This is a genomic window from Sphingobacterium sp. UBA5996 (assembly GCF_002429765.1).
Taxonomy (GTDB): domain Bacteria; phylum Bacteroidota; class Bacteroidia; order Sphingobacteriales; family Sphingobacteriaceae; genus Sphingobacterium.
The window spans coordinates 1-16,955 of record NZ_DJAS01000002.1 but is presented as its reverse complement, the minus strand read 5'-3'; the positions used below and the strand labels follow the sequence as shown (position 1 = coordinate 16,955).

Annotated in this window: 13 protein-coding genes, 1 tRNA gene and 1 pseudogene; 13 read left to right on the top strand and 2 right to left on the bottom strand. The window is 38.8% G+C overall.

Annotated elements, in window-relative coordinates:
• Nucleotides 1–115 precede the first annotated feature (115 nt).
• The 6 genes from B3E00_RS01140 to gap all read left to right on the top strand — a co-directional run bounded on the left by B3E00_RS01140 (nt 116) and on the right by gap (nt 7,699).
• Nucleotides 116–1,321 (top strand): metallophosphoesterase family protein, encoded by a 1,206-nt coding sequence (locus B3E00_RS01140; protein ID WP_293884578.1) that lies wholly within the window; start codon nt 116–118, stop codon nt 1,319–1,321.
• A 4-nt stretch (nt 1,322–1,325) separates the two neighbouring features.
• The gene (locus B3E00_RS01135; protein ID WP_293884577.1) at nt 1,326–4,364 is read left to right on the top strand and encodes an AAA family ATPase; all 3,039 of its coding nucleotides are present in this window, start codon (nt 1,326–1,328) and stop codon (nt 4,362–4,364) included.
• A 79-nt stretch (nt 4,365–4,443) separates the two neighbouring features.
• Nucleotides 4,444–4,641, top strand: a complete 198-nt coding sequence (locus tag B3E00_RS01130) for a hypothetical protein (RefSeq protein WP_293886435.1) — start codon at nt 4,444–4,446, stop codon at nt 4,639–4,641.
• A 99-nt stretch (nt 4,642–4,740) separates the two neighbouring features.
• A complete protein-coding gene (locus B3E00_RS01125; protein ID WP_293884576.1) occupies nt 4,741–5,835 on the top strand; it encodes an AI-2E family transporter in 1,095 nt (364 codons plus the stop codon).
• Between the two features lie 229 nt (nt 5,836–6,064).
• Nucleotides 6,065–6,670 carry a TlpA family protein disulfide reductase gene (locus tag B3E00_RS01120; RefSeq protein WP_293936384.1) on the top strand — a complete coding sequence of 202 codons (606 nt, stop codon included), beginning with the start codon at nt 6,065–6,067 and terminating at the stop codon, nt 6,668–6,670.
• 6 nt (nt 6,671–6,676) lie between these two features.
• Nucleotides 6,677–7,699 (top strand): type I glyceraldehyde-3-phosphate dehydrogenase, encoded by a 1,023-nt coding sequence (gene gap / locus B3E00_RS01115; protein ID WP_293884574.1) that lies wholly within the window; start codon nt 6,677–6,679, stop codon nt 7,697–7,699.
• Nucleotides 7,700–7,801: 102 nt separating this feature from the next.
• Here gap and B3E00_RS01110 read toward each other — a convergent pair whose 3' ends face one another.
• On the bottom strand, nt 7,802–8,587 hold the full coding sequence (locus B3E00_RS01110) for a TIGR02757 family protein (RefSeq protein ID WP_293884573.1): 786 nt from the start codon (nt 8,585–8,587) through the stop codon (nt 7,802–7,804).
• Between the two features lie 2 nt (nt 8,588–8,589).
• A complete protein-coding gene (locus tag B3E00_RS01105) occupies nt 8,590–9,624 on the bottom strand; it encodes a quinone-dependent dihydroorotate dehydrogenase (protein WP_293884572.1) in 1,035 nt (344 codons plus the stop codon).
• A 60-nt stretch (nt 9,625–9,684) separates the two neighbouring features.
• Between B3E00_RS01105 and B3E00_RS01100 the strand changes: the two genes are divergently transcribed.
• The 7 genes and pseudogenes from B3E00_RS01100 to msrB all read left to right on the top strand — a co-directional run bounded on the left by B3E00_RS01100 (nt 9,685) and on the right by msrB (nt 16,910).
• Nucleotides 9,685–11,604 carry an ABC-F family ATP-binding cassette domain-containing protein gene (locus B3E00_RS01100; RefSeq protein WP_293884571.1) on the top strand — a complete coding sequence of 640 codons (1,920 nt, stop codon included), beginning with the start codon at nt 9,685–9,687 and terminating at the stop codon, nt 11,602–11,604.
• 131 nt (nt 11,605–11,735) lie between these two features.
• A tRNA-Lys gene (locus B3E00_RS01095) sits at nt 11,736–11,808 on the top strand.
• A gap of 96 nt (nt 11,809–11,904) precedes the next feature.
• Nucleotides 11,905–12,204, top strand: coding sequence for a hypothetical protein (locus B3E00_RS01090; RefSeq protein ID WP_293886431.1), 300 nt, complete (start codon nt 11,905–11,907; stop codon nt 12,202–12,204).
• A gap of 227 nt (nt 12,205–12,431) precedes the next feature.
• Nucleotides 12,432–14,012: a discoidin domain-containing protein gene (locus tag B3E00_RS01085; protein WP_293884569.1), complete on the top strand. Its 1,581-nt coding sequence runs from the start codon at nt 12,432–12,434 to the stop codon at nt 14,010–14,012.
• 188 nt (nt 14,013–14,200) lie between these two features.
• Nucleotides 14,201–15,514 (top strand): sensor histidine kinase, encoded by a 1,314-nt coding sequence (locus tag B3E00_RS01080; protein WP_293884568.1) that lies wholly within the window; start codon nt 14,201–14,203, stop codon nt 15,512–15,514.
• Between the two features lie 292 nt (nt 15,515–15,806).
• Nucleotides 15,807–16,382: pseudogene (gene msrA, locus B3E00_RS22200) on the top strand (peptide-methionine (S)-S-oxide reductase MsrA); the annotation flags it as partial.
• Nucleotides 16,383–16,445: 63 nt separating this feature from the next.
• Entirely contained in the window at nt 16,446–16,910 is a 465-nt protein-coding gene (gene msrB, locus B3E00_RS22195; protein WP_349676355.1) for a peptide-methionine (R)-S-oxide reductase MsrB, read from the top strand.
• Nucleotides 16,911–16,955 lie beyond the last annotated feature (45 nt).

Below are 16,955 nucleotides of genomic sequence, written 5' to 3'. Positions count from 1 at the left end.
GCTAAATCTATAGTAAGGAATGAGCAGTAATTTATACGATTCCATCCAATTATAATTGCATTTCAGATCAAATTTATCTTAGTTTGTAACTGTTGACGCAAATCGAAGCTCTCACATGAAAATATTACATACCGCCGATTGGCACCTTGGAAAAAGACTGGAAAGTTTCTCTCGAATAGACGAACAGACCCTGGTAATGGATGAGATCGTTCAGATTGCCGATCAGGAAAATGTCGACCTAGTTGTGATCGCCGGAGATCTATTCGATGCTTTTAACCCGGGAGTCGAAGCAATTGAGCTGTTCTATAGAACAATCAAACGTCTTAGCAAGGATGGTATGCGTCCTGTAATTGCTATTGCTGGCAATCACGATTCACCACATTTGGTTGATGCACCCGATCCGTTGGCAAGAGCATCCGGTATCATCTTAATCGGCCATCCGCGCGCCGTCGTCTCTCCTTTTGCTACGGAAGGCTTCGCTGTCGTACATGCAGACAAAGGCATTATCGTCTTAAAATTACCTCACTATGAGCATCCGATTCGAATCCTTCATACCGCTTACGCGAATGAGATCCGCTTAAAACAATACTTAGGTGAAGATAAAGAAAGTAAGCTGAATGAGGTTTTGTCTTCCGAATGGAAAAAAATTGCCGATACCTATTGCGATGAAAAAGGCATTAACATCCTCATTGCCCATCTTTATATGAATAAGTTAGGTCGTCCACTTTTGGAAGAGCCGGATGGTGAAAAGCCGGTCAAAATAGGAAATGCAGACTTGATCTATTCACAAGCTATTCCGGAACAAGTCCAATATACCGCATTAGGACATCTACACGGTTATCAAAATATAGGTTCTCTAGAGAAACCAGTCATCTACGCATCATCTCCCCTATGCTATAGCTTTTCAGAAGCTGGACAAACCAAATTTGTAGCACTAGTCGATGTATCGCCCGATACACAGGCCGCCGTAACCCCAATCCCACTCACACAAGGTAAGCCATTATTTAGAAAAACATTTGAGGATATTGAAAGTTGCATTTCCTGGCTAGAAGAAAATCCAGACGCCTTGGTAGAATTGACATTTAAATCCGACACCTTTTTGAAAGCGGAAGATCGCAAGCGTATCTATCAGGCACATTCAGGAATAATCTATTTGATCCCAGTGGTTAAAGAACGGGATAGCGAATTTATAGACACCAAAGAAATCAATCTTAAGCAAGACATATCTGTATTGTTTCAAGAATATTTCAAATCCAAAAATGCCAACCAGGCGCCCAACGACGATCTCATTGATCTATTTCGCGAAATTTTAAATTCTTAATTGCATGATTCCATTAAAGCTAACACTAGAGGGCATCTATTCCTATCAGGATCGCCAGACGATCGATTTTACCGCACTTTCCGAAGCTGGACTTTTTGGTATTTTCGGCGCAGTGGGCTCTGGTAAATCGTCTATATTAGAAGCTATTACTTATGCGTTATATGGGGAAACAGAACGTTTGAATGCACGCGACAAACGTGGATATAACATGATGAATCTCAAGTCAAATAAGTCATATATTGAACTTGATTTTGTCAATTTTGAAGAACGCACATTTAAAGTTACTCGCGAATTTAAACGCAACTCCAAAAACTTCGATGACGTAAAATCGCCAACTGTCGTGCTCTATGAGAAATTAAATGAAACATGGGTTCCATTAGAAAGCAGTAATACACAACAAATAATAGGACTACGCTATGAGAACTTCAAAAGAACAATCATCATTCCACAAGGACAATTCAAGGAATTTATAGAACTTGGCGCCAGGGAACGCACAGATATGATGAAAGAGATTTTTCAATTGCATCGGTTTGACCTACAGGATAAAGTTTCTACGTTATATAAGAAAAATCAATCCGAATTAGATCACTTGAACGGTCAATTATCGGGATTTGAGGAGATCACTTCAGATCTTGTAACAGCCACCAGCGAAAAGTTACAGGCTGAACTTCAATCTTTCGCATCCATAGAATCTTCGCATAAATTACAGCATGAAAAATTCATGCAGCTCCAAAAACTTAAAGCGGATTTCATTGAATTGAACCGGACGAAATTACGTTACGAAGAATTACTTGAACAGAAAGGACAAAAAGAGAATTTAAGGCTACAATTAAATCAGTTTGAGGAGGCCCAAACCAAATTTTTACACAGTCTCAAGTCCAAAGAAAAATTAGATCTTGAAAAGGGATCAACGCAAAGAAAATTGGCGAACGAAGAAGTAAAAAAAACAGAAATACAACAGCTTCTACAGGAGCATCAATCTCGTTTAAATATATTAAAACCAAGGTATGAACTACTACCGCAACGTCGTATTCAGGAATTAGATCTTGAATTGATACAGCAATTGATTACCTTTTCCAATGAAATTAAAGGCTTGCAAGATCGCGCAGAGAAAGGGCGTCATTTTGTCGAAGAAGCGAAAAAACAACAAGTACATTATAAAGCAAAAATCCTGGGAACTGAAAGTGAAATTTCGAATTTAAAGCGTGCTAAACCTTCGCCGCATGAATTGATGGAATTAGGCCAATGGTATACTAGACAACAGGGGATAAAACAACAAGAAAACGATCTTAATAAGCAATTGGTCGATTTAGAAAACAATGCCAGCGAAATTAGACGAGAATTACAAAATTTCAGCGGCAACCTAGAAGAATTTCAATCAACCCATGCCCATGTTGTTCAGGAATTGGAACAAAAGCTCAATAAACTACAGGATGAAAGGGCGCATCTGCTTTTACAGCAGCGGCTAACACAATATGCTAAAAATTTGAAAGAAGGGTCGCCTTGCCCCCTATGTGGTGCAATTGAACATCCCATGGTCAACCATGGGCAGGATATTTCGCTTGAAATCCTTGCTCATGAAAAATTAATGACCGACACGAATGAACTCCTAAAACTAAAACAGGATCAAAAATTCCAAGTGGACAAACTTCTTCTTCGTTTGCAATCCTTGACAGATCAAAAACACGAACTGAATACGAAAATTCAATTGCATAAGTCCATAAAAATGGCGCATTTCAATGAATTTGTATGGACAGGCTACAGCAGCACAGATGAATCTATCTATGCTTCCAAAAAACAGGAGCTTTCCAAAATTGAAACCCTAATCCAGGCCCTCGAAAATAAGCTTGCAGATGATCAGACTGCTTTAGCTTCTGTAGAGGATAATCTGGAGAAATACAACAAGGCCCTGGGGCAATTTGAACGCGACGAAGTAAGCAAGCAAGCACAGATCAATCAAAATATTGGAAATTTAAAACTGCTCAGCTGGTTCGATTACCAATCGAAAGACGCCCAAACTGTCGAAGAAGAATACAACACGATCAAAAACTCAAATATTACGGTAGAAAAAGAGTTTGTTGCGATAAACGATAAGTTAAGCGAGTTAAACAGTCAATTCGCAGGGCAAAATAGCGTGGTGAATGCCATCTCGGAACGACTTCAAACAATTAAAAGTGAAATTCTGGAAGTTGACGGCACGTTGCAGCAGCATCTTTTAGCCTCGCCGTTTAACGCTATCGAGGAGGTTAAGCAGATACTTGCCCAAAATTTACCCGTACAGCAGATCCGACTTGAGCTGGAGCAGTTTCAAATTGATTTTGAAACTGTAAAGGCGCAGATTGCTCAACTGGAACACAAGCTTGCTGGTCAAGTGTATGAAGAAACAATCTTTATTGAACAAGAAAAGGCGCTGGAGGAAAGCGCTCGACAATTGAAAGAAAGTACTGAAAATGTGGCCAAGCTGAGACAGGAACTCAACCAATTGATGATTTCTTACGCTAAAAAAGAGACGCTTCTGCAGCAACAAATGAAGCTAAACGTCCGTAATGAAAATTTGAAACAGCTTTTCAATCTATTTAAAGGTGCCGGTTTTGTACAGTATGTTTCTTCAATTTATCTACGTCAATTGTGCGACCACGCCAATATTCGTTTTCACCGTATGACACGAAATCAACTTAGTCTACAGATCAACGAAAACAATGAGTTTGAGATTATAGATTATTTGAATGAAGGGAAGAGCCGTAGTGTAAAAACCTTATCCGGCGGCCAGGCTTTTCAAGTATCGCTAAGCTTGGCGCTCGCGCTCGCGGAAAGCGTACAGTCGAGTACGAGAGCGAGCAAAAACTTTTTCTTTATTGATGAAGGTTTTGGGACACAAGACACCGCTTCAGTCAATATTGTTTTTGAAACCCTGTTAGAGCTACGCCGCGAAAATCGTATTGTAGGGATCATTTCCCATGTTGAGGAGCTTAAAGAACGAATTCCGATATCCCTTTCCATAGAAAAAGATGAAGAGCGCGGTAGTCAAATTTTTATTAATTAAGATCAAAAGTTATTTTGTATATTAGTTATTGCGGTCATATCCGTTACAGAAAGGCCGCAATAACTAATATACAAAGATTATGGGCTTATTTTCAAACAGCAAAAAAGGAAAAGGGTCTCATCCTTTTTTTCATAAGGGAAGCAAGACGAACAGCAATAATTTCCAATCTGGAAGCGGTTCCGATTCCCCGCACATTCCGCAGTCCATGCTATTTATCAAGCACTATGATATCCTGACTATCTTAAGAGAGATTCTTATGCCGCACAACCAAAACTAAGATTTGAAAAAAAGAAGTTTAATTTAACATTGTAAAACTTTTCTAAAGAAATATTGTCATACGATAAAATAGGTCAAAGACAGTATATTTGTCAACTATATGAAATATAAACAAATCAACAATAACTCCATTAATCAAATTATGCTTATCCTTATCATCCTAGCGATATGCATATTAATCTTTACGAGCTTATTTTATTATTTACCCGGTTTTTTAGGAGCGATAACGCTGTACATTCTATTTAGAAAAATCAACTATAAGCTTACCGAAGAAAAAAGATGGAATAAGTCGGCGGCAAGTATTCTCTTAATCTTACTGACAATTGTTTTTTTGGTTGGCCCGCTTTATCTGCTAATCAACTACATGGTACCCCAGGTTACAGAAGTCATTAGCAACAAAGACGAACTGATGCAGAAATTCGATTCTGTAAAGAGCTATTTAAAATCCAGTCCCTACTTCAGTAATATTGACCTTTCAGATTCTGCATTAATGCAAACACTCCAGCGAGCAGCTAAATTTATCCCCAACATCCTTAATTCCGTCGCAGAGGTTGGAGTCAACTTACTGGTCGCATTATTTGTACTTTATTTTATGCTTGTAAGCAGCAAGAAGCTGGAAGAAACTATTTATCACGCCATTCCGTTTACCAAAGCTAGTAAGGCTGAGTTATGGAAAGAATTCGATATGATGGTCAAATCCAACGCTATTGGTATTCCAATTTTAGCCATGTGTCAAGGTATTGTTGCCGGGCTTGGCTATTGGTTTTTTGGGTTGGAAAGCCCTATTTTCTTAGGAATATTAACGGCTGTCTCCACGATAATACCGATTTTGGGAACAATGGTGGTCTATTTACCAGCTGCACTATTTCTACTCGCCAATGGGCAATCCGGAAGTGCTATAGGTCTTGCTTTGTATGGAATCATTATTATAGGAAGTATAGATAATGTTCTCCGCTTTACCATTTTAAAAAAGCTGGGTGATGTACACCCCCTAATTACGGTATTTGGTGTCTTACTTGGGTTAAATCTGTTCGGTATGCTGGGATTAATATTTGGTCCTTTAATTCTATCCTGTGTTGGCGTACTTCTCAAAGTTTACAGTATCGAATTCGGAAAAAGCGCACCAGAAATTATTCAGTCAACGTCCTTAATAGAACCTAAGTCCATAGGTGACAAACCAGATATCATCGAATAAGCAAGGCTAGGCGGATCGCAGTGTATCTATCGAAGTGTATCTAACGATCAAACTCGATATCCAGTAAACTGTCATAAATGAAATTGTAAAGTATAAAATCCGCTTTTTTTCATAGTTTTGGTTCGTTAATGTATTCGAGTATCGCTGATTTTATTTAAAAATCTGATATTGGATGCAAACGAAAGAAAAGATCAAATCATTGATACTGATTTAAAAGCAAATGTAATCTATGAACAAAAAAATAGTTTTAGGAGTAACAGCGGTATTCATGGCTGGAATCCTTTACTCATGTGGCGATAACAACAAAACAAAAACTGACGGTACAACAATGCCTACACAAGAGGCTGCTGCAGAAAATCATGACCATGCGGGACATGATCACGGGCAGACGGCCCCTACCCAATCTTCCGAACCAGCTGCAATTCTCCCTGATTTTACTTTTTATCAACTTCGCTCCGGGATAAGAGTTACGAACGAGAATGTCGCCAAAGACAAGAATACCGTATTTATTCTTTTTGATCCGGGCTGTAGCCACTGTCAGCATGAGGCTATCGAGTTAGAAAAAAACATGGATCGTTTAAAAGATGTAAATATCTATTATATCTCAATGAATGACCCGGCGTTAGTATTGGGCTTTTTTGACAGTTTTGCTCCAAAATTATCCAAAGCATCGAATGTTGAAGTATTGATCGATAAAGACCAGACGTTTATTCAAAAAATCCATGTGCCGACACAATTCCCAGCGAATTATGTTTATGGAGCGGATGGAAAGCTGAAAGCACATTGGGAGGGCGAAAAAAATATCAATGAAGCAATAAGCCAATTTCATAAATAATCTAAAATGCTCAACATAGCAATCAACGGATTCGGTCGTATCGGCAGAAATACATTGCGTAATATTTTTCTTCGCGGAGCTTGTGATGAGCTAAAAATCATTGCAATAAATGATTTGACAGATACAAAGACGCTTGCCCATTTATTTAAATATGATTCGGTGCACGGCCCTTTTTACGGCACTGTGTCCCACGATGAAAATCACATCATTATCAATGGCAAAGCTATCCTTGTTACCAATCAAAAAGATCCTTCGACGCTACCGTGGAGAGAATTAGGTATCGATGTTGTGATAGAATCAACAGGGCATTTTACGACACGTGCCAAGTCAGCTTTACATTTAGAAGCAGGTGCAAAAAAAGTAATTATCTCAGCACCGGCACAAGACAAGGATATTCCGACAGTGGTACTCGGCATCAATGATCGGACTATCGATCTTTCGGCATCCATTTTATCCAATGCCTCTTGCACGACCAATAATGTTGCTCCCTTAGTAAAAATTTTAGATGACCATTGGGGCATAAAAGATGGCTATATTACCACGGTGCACTCCATGACGGGCGATCAAAATCTTCATGATGCACCACATAAAGATTTACGGAGAGCGCGAGCAGCGTCATCTGCAATCATTCCAACAACAACAGGTGCGGCCAAAGCAATCACCAACGTTTTTCCCCATTTACAGAATAAGCTCGGCGGCGCTGGAATACGTGTACCCGTACTAAATGGATCATTAACGGACTTTACTTGCACCCTTGAAAAACACACCACAGTTGAAGAAATTAATAAGGCCTTTCGATGGGCAGCCGAAAATGAATTGAAGGAAGTGCTGTATTACACAGAGGATCCAATCGTTTCAGTTGATATTATCAATAACCCATATTCCTGTGTTTTTGATGCTCAACTTACTTCTATTGTTGGGGGCTTGGTCAAAGTGGTGGGTTGGTACGATAATGAATTTGGTTATTCCAATCGATTGGTTGATTTACTGATTAAGATCGATCATTTAAATGAAAAGTCTTTTGCCTAAATGAACTGCTGTCCGCTATACTGATGAAAGACAGCGATTCTGATTTATTTGATGAGAAGTGGCATATAATAAGAAAGCCTGTATTAAATACAGGCTTTCTTATTATAGCTCCCTTTCTACTCCCAGACCAAATAAGGCAAAATCATATTTGACGGGATCCAAAGGATCAAGTAAACGTAGGTTTGTTGTTAACTCCTGCGCTGTATTCCAATTGACTTTATCAAGTGTAATCAAACCAAATTTTCGCGCTACACGCTCCACATGAACATCACAAGGGCAGATCAGATCTTTTGGTGAAAGGCGCTTCCAGATACCAAAATCAACGCCTTTGTCATCCTGCCTAACCATCCAACGTAAAAACATATTAATCCTTTTAACGGTAGATTTCTGTGCTGGACTACTTATATGCTTACGTGTGCGATAGGGATAGTCCGGCAGTGAAAAAAAATACATTTTAAATGCATTAAGCGCCAGTTCCACATCAATACGCTTATTGTGCTCCTGTCCTACCAGAAAAGCATCTTCCAAAGATTCAAAATGACCATAATGATATTTGAAAAATTCAATGAAGTAAAGAATATCCGTGTCATTAAATGTACGGTGTTTAAACCCCAGCAAACTTTTTAGATCTTGCTCTTGATGATTCATAATATAGTCGTACGGTGAACCATCCATTCGATCAATAAGCTCCTTGCATTTATTGATGATCGTCTTCCTTTGGCCCCAAGCCATAATTGAAGCCAGGAAACCCATGATCTCAATATCCTGCTTGGCAGAAAATTGATGTGGAATAACTATCGGGTCATTGGGTATAAAATTAGGTTGGTTATATTCCTCAACTTTCTTATCCAAAAAATCTTTCAGATCAAAATCAGCTGCCATCGTCATTATTACCTTCCTGTCTGCAGTATACCCTTACAAATATTGGCGATCAAACCAGGTCCTTCATAAATAAAGCCCGTGTAAACCTGAACAAGGCTAGCACCTGCATCTAATTTTTCAATTGCATCTTTAGCCGAATGAATCCCACCAACACCAATAATTGGAAAAGCCTTATTCGATTTTTGACTTAGGTACCGAATAACTTCCGTAGATCTTTTGGTCAAAGGACGGCCGCTCACTCCACCCGCTTCCTGTCTTAATGCCGTTGCACTCTTTAATCCATCTCTTGAGACGGTGGTATTGGTTGCAATAACGCCAGCAATCTGCGTTTCCATAACAATCTCCACGATATCATCCAATTGACTATTTGTTAAATCGGGAGCGATTTTAAGTAGAATAGGCTTCGGAGTTAATTTGTTGTTATTCAATTCCTGCAAGGTGTTTAGGATGTGTTTTAGCGGATCCTTTTCCTGTAAATCGCGTAGACCAGGCGTGTTGGGAGAACTGACGTTTACGACAAAATAATCCACATGCTCAAATAGTGCATTGAAACAATAGATATAATCATTGACTGCGTCTTCATTAGGCGTAAGTTTATTCTTCCCGATATTCCCTCCAATCAATAACCCCTGACGATCTGTCAAGTTTTTTAATCTATTCGCAGCGACATCAGCCCCCTGATTGTTGAATCCCATCCTATTGATCAGGGCCTCATCCGGTACCAGACGAAACATTCTAGGTTTATCATTACCGGGTTGCGGTTTAGGAGTTACTGTTCCAATTTCAATAAAACCAAATCCCAAATTAGCCATATCAGCGATATACTCCGCATTTTTATCAAATCCTGCTGCAAGACCTACGGGGTTTTTAAACTTCAACCCAAAAACTTCGCGCTCCAAACGTGGATCTTCGACTTTAAAAAAAGCATTCAATAGTTGTTTTGCACCCCAAATTTTTGAGAAAACATTTAATCCTCCGGTCACTTTGTGGTGAGCCGTCTCGGGATTCATCGTAAAGAATATAGGCTTGACTAATTTATACATAATCGCAAAGTTACTCAAACAAGAAGAAATATTCATTACTTTTGTACTTTTGCAGTTGAAATGATATCAATAAATAATTTAACATTTGAAATAGGATCTCGCGCCCTATATGATGAAGCAAACTGGCATATCAAACCAGGAGATAAAGTTGGCCTGATCGGCGCTAATGGTACAGGTAAATCTACTTTGCTTCGGCTTATTGTAGGTCAATACACACCGACATCAGGATCGATTTCTATGGCGAAAGATCTGAAGATTGGCTATTTAAACCAGGATTTATTATCTTACCATTCTGAAAAAAGCATTTTGCATGTTGCAATGGAAGCTTTCGAACGCCAAAATCAATTACATACCGAAATCGAAGAGTTACTTAGTAAATTAGAAACAGACTACTCCGATGATATTCTGAATAAATTGAGTGATAAACAGGTAGAATTCGAAGCCCTAGATGGGTATAATATTGAATTTAAAGCTCATGAAATTCTAGCGGGTCTTGGCTTTTCTGAAGCAGAGCAAAAAAGACCGCTAGCTACGTTCTCCGGGGGTTGGCGAATGCGGGTCATGCTAGCCCGTATCCTTTTACAGACTCCGGATATTTTATTGCTCGATGAGCCTACCAACCACATGGACTTACCGTCGATTAAATGGCTTGAAAACTATCTTCAGGCGTTCGATGGTGCCATTGTGATTGTTTCCCATGATAGATATTTTCTAGACCGTATCATCAAGAAAACGGTCGAATCGCGTAAAGGGAAATTAACACTTTACGCAGGTAACTACAGTTTTTACCTTGAAGAAAAAGAACTACGAAATGAACTTCAGGCTAATCAATTCAAAAACCAACAGGCAAAAATAAAACAGGAAGAACGCTTAATTGAGCGCTTTCGAGCCAAGGCATCGAAAGCAAAAATGGCTCAGTCACGCATCAAGGCTTTGGATCGCATGGAAAGAATTGACGACGTGGATGATGATAACCCAACTGTAAACTTTAGTTTTAAATTTTCAAAACCTTCTGGTCGCCATGTCGTTACTTTGGAAAATATCTCCAAGTCCTACCCTAACCTAGAGATATTAAAAAACACCTCAGCAATTATTGAAAAGGGTGATAAAATCGCTTTAATCGGTGCCAATGGTAAAGGTAAATCGACACTATTACGCATTGTGGCTGACGCGGATCACGAGTTTGAAGGAAAGGCAGAGCAAGGCCATAATGTGTCGCAAACATTTTTTGCGCAGCACCAGCTTGAGGCCTTACACCTGGAGAATTCCATCCTTGCAGAATTACAAGCCTTTGCACCAAAACATACAGAGACTGAATTACGTTCTATCCTAGGCTGTTTTCTTTTTACAGGTGATGATGCCTTCAAGAAAATTAAAGTCCTTTCTGGAGGCGAGAAATCACGTGTGGCACTTGCTAAAGCTTTAACGGCAGATGCCAACTTCTTGGCACTCGATGAGCCTACCAACCATTTGGATATGCAGTCGGTCAACATTCTGATCCAGGCTTTACAACAATACGAAGGCACATTTATTGTCGTATCCCACGACCGTTATTTCTTGGATAATGTCGCGAATAAAATCTGGTACATAGAAGATAAACAAATCAAAGAATACCCCGGTACGTACCAGGAATATGAAGAATGGGCGGCAAAACGGATCGTCAAACCTGAAGGTAAGACGGAGAAGAAAGCCAAGGAAGAACCGAAAGCAAAGAAAGAAAAGCAACCGCTTACGGAAGATAAAACGCGTTTATTGAGCAAAAAGAATAAAGAACTCACATCATTTGAACAAAAAATAGAAGAACAGGAAATTTTGGTCAAAACATTAGAGTCAAAGCTTGCCGATGAAGCGGTTTATTCGGATGCCGCTAAATTACAGGACACTACGCGCTCATATAACTCGGCGAAAGCAGTATTGATACAATTTCAGGAAAGCTGGGAACAGTTGGCAGAAGAAATCATGGATTTAGAAAACGATTAATTTTTTCGACTTAAAATCAGGTTATTATCTGTTTAAACGTGATTTTAATCCAAAAACATTTGCAGGAATAGGATTAAAGCCCTACTTTTGCATCACTTCAAACAACGAACAATAGTTCTAAAACGAAGTACGATTCCGTAGCTCAGCTGGTAGAGCAATACACTTTTAATGTATGGGTCCTGGGTTCGAATCCCAGCGGGATCACAAACAAAAGCTAATCGAAAGATTAGCTTTTGTTGTTTTAATACTTTAACGCTCGAAATATAAGTCGGTCGGGTTGGAATAATAAAAAATACTGATATGTTAGACTTTTACACAATAGCGGATTATCAGATGAAACCAGATTTCCCCGAAAAAATAGGGCTAGAATTTGCTGGACAACTCGACTTCAAAACTTTCAACAGACTTCAGCAAAAAGGAATAATTGCTCAGCAGTTTGACTATCATACGGACTTCAGGCTCGATACCGTTATGACCAAACAGATTCTTCAACTTATTTCCGATAAGAGATTAGAAATGGATGCTGACGTTAAGCGATTAACCCCGATTCTCGACCTCGCAAATAGCAAGCAAAGTGGCCTGGTTGCCTATAGTGATTAAAATCTATCCTGAAAACTTACTACCAAGTAAATAGCTCAATTTCTGTCCCATTTTTTTTAAATCCCTGGTTAAGTCAATTCATTGAGAGAAATTTAAAATGTTACAAAACAATTCTCAAACTTGACTAATCAATCGATTGACTAAACTGATTGTACCAAAACTTCAATTTCTTACACCGAAATAAAAGACCTTTCATTTATATTTATTGATACACAATATAAACCATTATGAGAAAATTTTTAAATCTAATAGTAGCTTCCCTCGCTCTGCTTACTGCGTCTTGTAGCAAAACTTTGATAAACACAACAGAGAGCGTCGGCACTCTAAAAGCAAAAAACTCAACAGCAACCGTGATCAACGAGTGGAATAGCAACCCTTACAAACTGAACGTGATCTATTTCGTTCCCAATGATGTGGATTCTATTCCCAATTTCCGAAAACGTTTAAGCAGAATTCTATTGAATGCGCAAAATATGTTTGCCAATAATATGGACCGTGAGGGATTTAGCCGAAAATCTTTTGGTTTAGATCTAGTCAATGACACGCTAATTAATATTCATTACATTACTGGGCAATTTGGAAAAGCAACTTACCCTTATTCTGGGGGCAACGGAGCAGTAAAAACTGAGGTAGATGCCTATTTTGGTCAAAATCCATTAGCAAAGAAGAGCGAACATAACCTGATTATTATTCCGACTTACAACACCGATCCTGCAAATCCAGGCGGCCCTCCATTCTATGGTACGGGTACTAGTTGTTACGCATTGGACTATGTAAATCTTGACGCTAAAAATTTGGGAATTGGCGGCGATATTGGGTGGAAGGCAACGGTATGGATTGGTGGTATGATTCACGAATTGGGTCATGGCTTGAATGCCAGCCACAACAGAATGAATAAGACATTGGCACCAACTTTAGGCACAGCCTTAATGGGCTCAGGAAATTCCACGTATGGAATCTCAACAACCTCCCTGACAAGTAGCACTGCCGCGACATTTAATAATAGTCAAGTATTCAGTTCTGTGACTAGAAGTGATTGGTATGCATCTGCATCAGCAGAAATTATATCTTTGTCTTCGAGCTTTACAAACAATACAATTATCATATCCGGAAAATTTACAGCGAACAAGCCTGTCAATGATATTGTTGTTTGGCATGATAGAGAACCCTTCGGTGGGAACAACGATTATGATGCCGTACAGTGGGCGACAAAAATCATCGGTCAGGATAGCTTTAGATTCGAATGTCCACTCGCTGATTTTTATGACCTCACAGGCAATTATGAAATGAGAATTGGCTTTATGCACATCAATGGTGTTCGTACAACCATACGTTACGCCTATAACTTTACCAACAATATCCCCGATCTATCCAAAGTTGTTACTTATAAACTATTGCCTACGACAGGTTGGTCCATCGTCGGAAGCGACAGCAATGAGCCTGGATCAACAGCGAGTAATGTCCTGGATATGAACCGAAGCACTGTTTGGCATACCCCATGGTCATCAACCCAAACACCCCAACCACATTTCTTCTCCGTGAATATGGGAGATCTACGCACTATTAAGGGGCTTGCATTTCGTAATCGCGATAATTTAAATGGAGCAATGAAAGATGTCAATATCTATTCAAGTGTAAACGGTACGACCTGGACCCTAATCAAAACAGCACAATTGACAAAAGTTTCAGGTTCTTGGATTAATGTCGATCTCAACGAATCAATTAGCACGCGTTATCTTAAAATAGAATCTACCAGCTCTTGGGGCGATTTCTTCTATTCGCATCTTGCTGATTTTGGGGCGTATTAAGAATGGCTGAAAAATTACCATCACAAGATTAATTATTAACAGCGGCTAGATTAAGGATTATCTGCAATCAATATGGGAGACAAATAGCGTAGTATAGAAACAATGAAATATTGAAAAATCATTGTTGAACTCCTGATTTATGTTAATTTTGAATATTAAGACATTATAAGTTAATCCGACGCGTCTTTATGAATAAATTTCGTAAATATTGGAAGCTATTTTCCCATATTGGTGCACATCCGGGCATGTCATACATCGATTTCAAACGCGTGTACATGATCAATCTGATTGCATTGTTATGTTTATTTCCAACAATTTTCTTTGCAATCCTTAATCTTATCGATCAACGCTATATTTTATCTGCGATTAATTTTTCCAATTCAACATGTGCCTTTGCTGTGCTTGTCCTCCAATATTACGGTAAATACAACATCGCTAAGGCCACATTGTTAACAACTAATTCTGTATTTTACTTCGCAGGAGCTTTGCTCTATAGAAATGGCGGAGAATATTTTCTATTGTGCACATTGATCGTCGCGATGTTGATGTATGAAAACCGAAAGATTCATATAGTCCATTGTATTACGATAGCTTTTCTAATTTCACTTTTATATCTGCTACCCGATATACTTCCACTAAGCCAGCAAGTTCCGCGATCAAGATCTGTGTTCAATATTATCAATGCGCTTGCTTTTATCGTCGTTGCGGTCAACTTTTTTCTTGATATCATCTATAAGAATATGAAAAAGATCGAGCAGCAGCGCCTTAATTTAGAATCTATGAATCGCGACAAGGAAAAAATATTTTCGATTATTGCTCACGACATCAAAAGCCCTTTTGCCAACCTTGAAGCACTGGTATTTATGTTCCGTAACCAAATGCTAGACAGTACCACGTCACAGGAATATATTCAGCAAATCTATCAACAGATCGCGCAACAGAATCAGACGTTAGATGAACTACTGCAATGGGGCAGCAGCAATATGCAAGGCATGAATTGTAGCACATCAAAACTATTGATTAAACCCATTATCCAACACATTATTAAAAGCTTCAATGATAATGCGCAAGCTAAACATCTCAAAATCAACTTGGATATACCTCCAGATACACAAATAATTGCCAATAGAGATCATACGACAATCATTTTGCGCAACTTGATCAGTAATGCGATAAAATTTAGTTATGTTAATGGGAATATCAACATTTACATTAGTGTGGACGATCTCTATACACATATCCATATTCAGGATGAAGGTATAGGTATAAATCCGTTGAAATCTGCCGCGCTATTTAATGAGATTCAGCAAAAGTCCTTTGGAACAGAACATGAACCTGGATCGGGTGTTGGACTTGTATTGTGCAAAGATCTGATTGAGAGAAATAAGGGCATTGTAAACATTCAAAGCACACCTAATGAAGGATCCATTTTTAGCGTAGGACTACCCTCCTCTCCAGTTCATATTACCCAAACTAAGGTAGAATTACCCTCATGCTGTTAGTAGAAAAACTAACTGCTTAGAAGGGAATACGGCATACACTTCGAACGTCGATAAGAACCAACATCGACGATGTAATTGAAATGACCTGCCAACTATGCTGCGAGTAAATCTATTCTTTACTATCATTTTGTCAGATTTTAGCGTGAATTGATATGCTTAGTCTTACAATTGTAAAAAGAGCACATAGAATCTATACAAATGAAAATCCAATAATATACTACTACATACAGGTACGGTCTTTGTTCACTATAAGTAACAGACAATTTTGTTTCACAGCTTACGACTCATATTCATGAAACACTTCATAACCCTCCTTACGATAGCCTTTGGTGTATTTCTAATTGTTAAGGTGTGTTATTCGCAAAAGGGGAATGATTTAAAATTGACAAAACAGATAACTATGAATACTATAAATCAAACAGATCACGTAATTTATTTCGCAGGCGGTTGTTTTTGGGGAACCGAACATTTTTTTAAACAAGTCCGTGGCGTTACCGAAACCGAGGTTGGCTATGCCAATGGAAACCTTCAAAATCCTTCTTATACACAAGTTTCCACTGGAACAACTGGCTTTACTGAAACCGTTAAGGTGAACTACGATCCTCAAATTGTAGATCTCAACCTACTAATCGACCTTTTCTTCAAAACGATCGATCCCACTTCACTGAACAAACAGGGTAATGATATTGGCACACAATATCGCACGGGTATATATTATACCAATACAAGTGACGCCCCTATTATCAAAGAACGCGTAGCCGCACTTGCAAGTCAATATCCAAAAGAAATAGTCGTAGAAGTAGAGCCTTTACAGAATTTTTATGATGCTGAAGCCTACCATCAAAAATATCTGGACAAAAACCCTGGCGGTTACTGCCACATAAGCCCTGATTTATTTGAGCTGGCTCGCAAAGCAAATCCGCAAAAAGTGATACAGGACAACGAAAAACCCTACAAAAAAGCTGATAAAGAGACGCTAAAAAAAGTACTTACACCATTGCAATATGATGTGACACAAAATGCCGCGACTGAACGTGCATTCGATAATGAATATAATGACGAATTTAGAGAAGGTATCTATGTAGATATTACCACTGGCGAACCACTATTTGTTTCTACTGATAAATTTGAATCTGGATGCGGATGGCCGAGCTTTTCCAAGCCAATCAGTGATAGTATTATTGACGAGCTATCTGACAATTCTTACGGAATGCGCAGAACTGAGGTCCGTAGCAAAACGGGAGATGCACATCTTGGACACGTTTTCAATGATGGTCCGGCTGATAAAGGAGGATTAAGATATTGTATAAACAGTGCTTCACTCCGATTTATTCCAAAGGATAAAATGAAAGAAGAAGGCTATGAGAAATATCTGCCACTGCTGGTAAAAAAATGAGACTGTCTCAAAATGACAGTCTCTTTTTTTTTGCATTATCTAAGG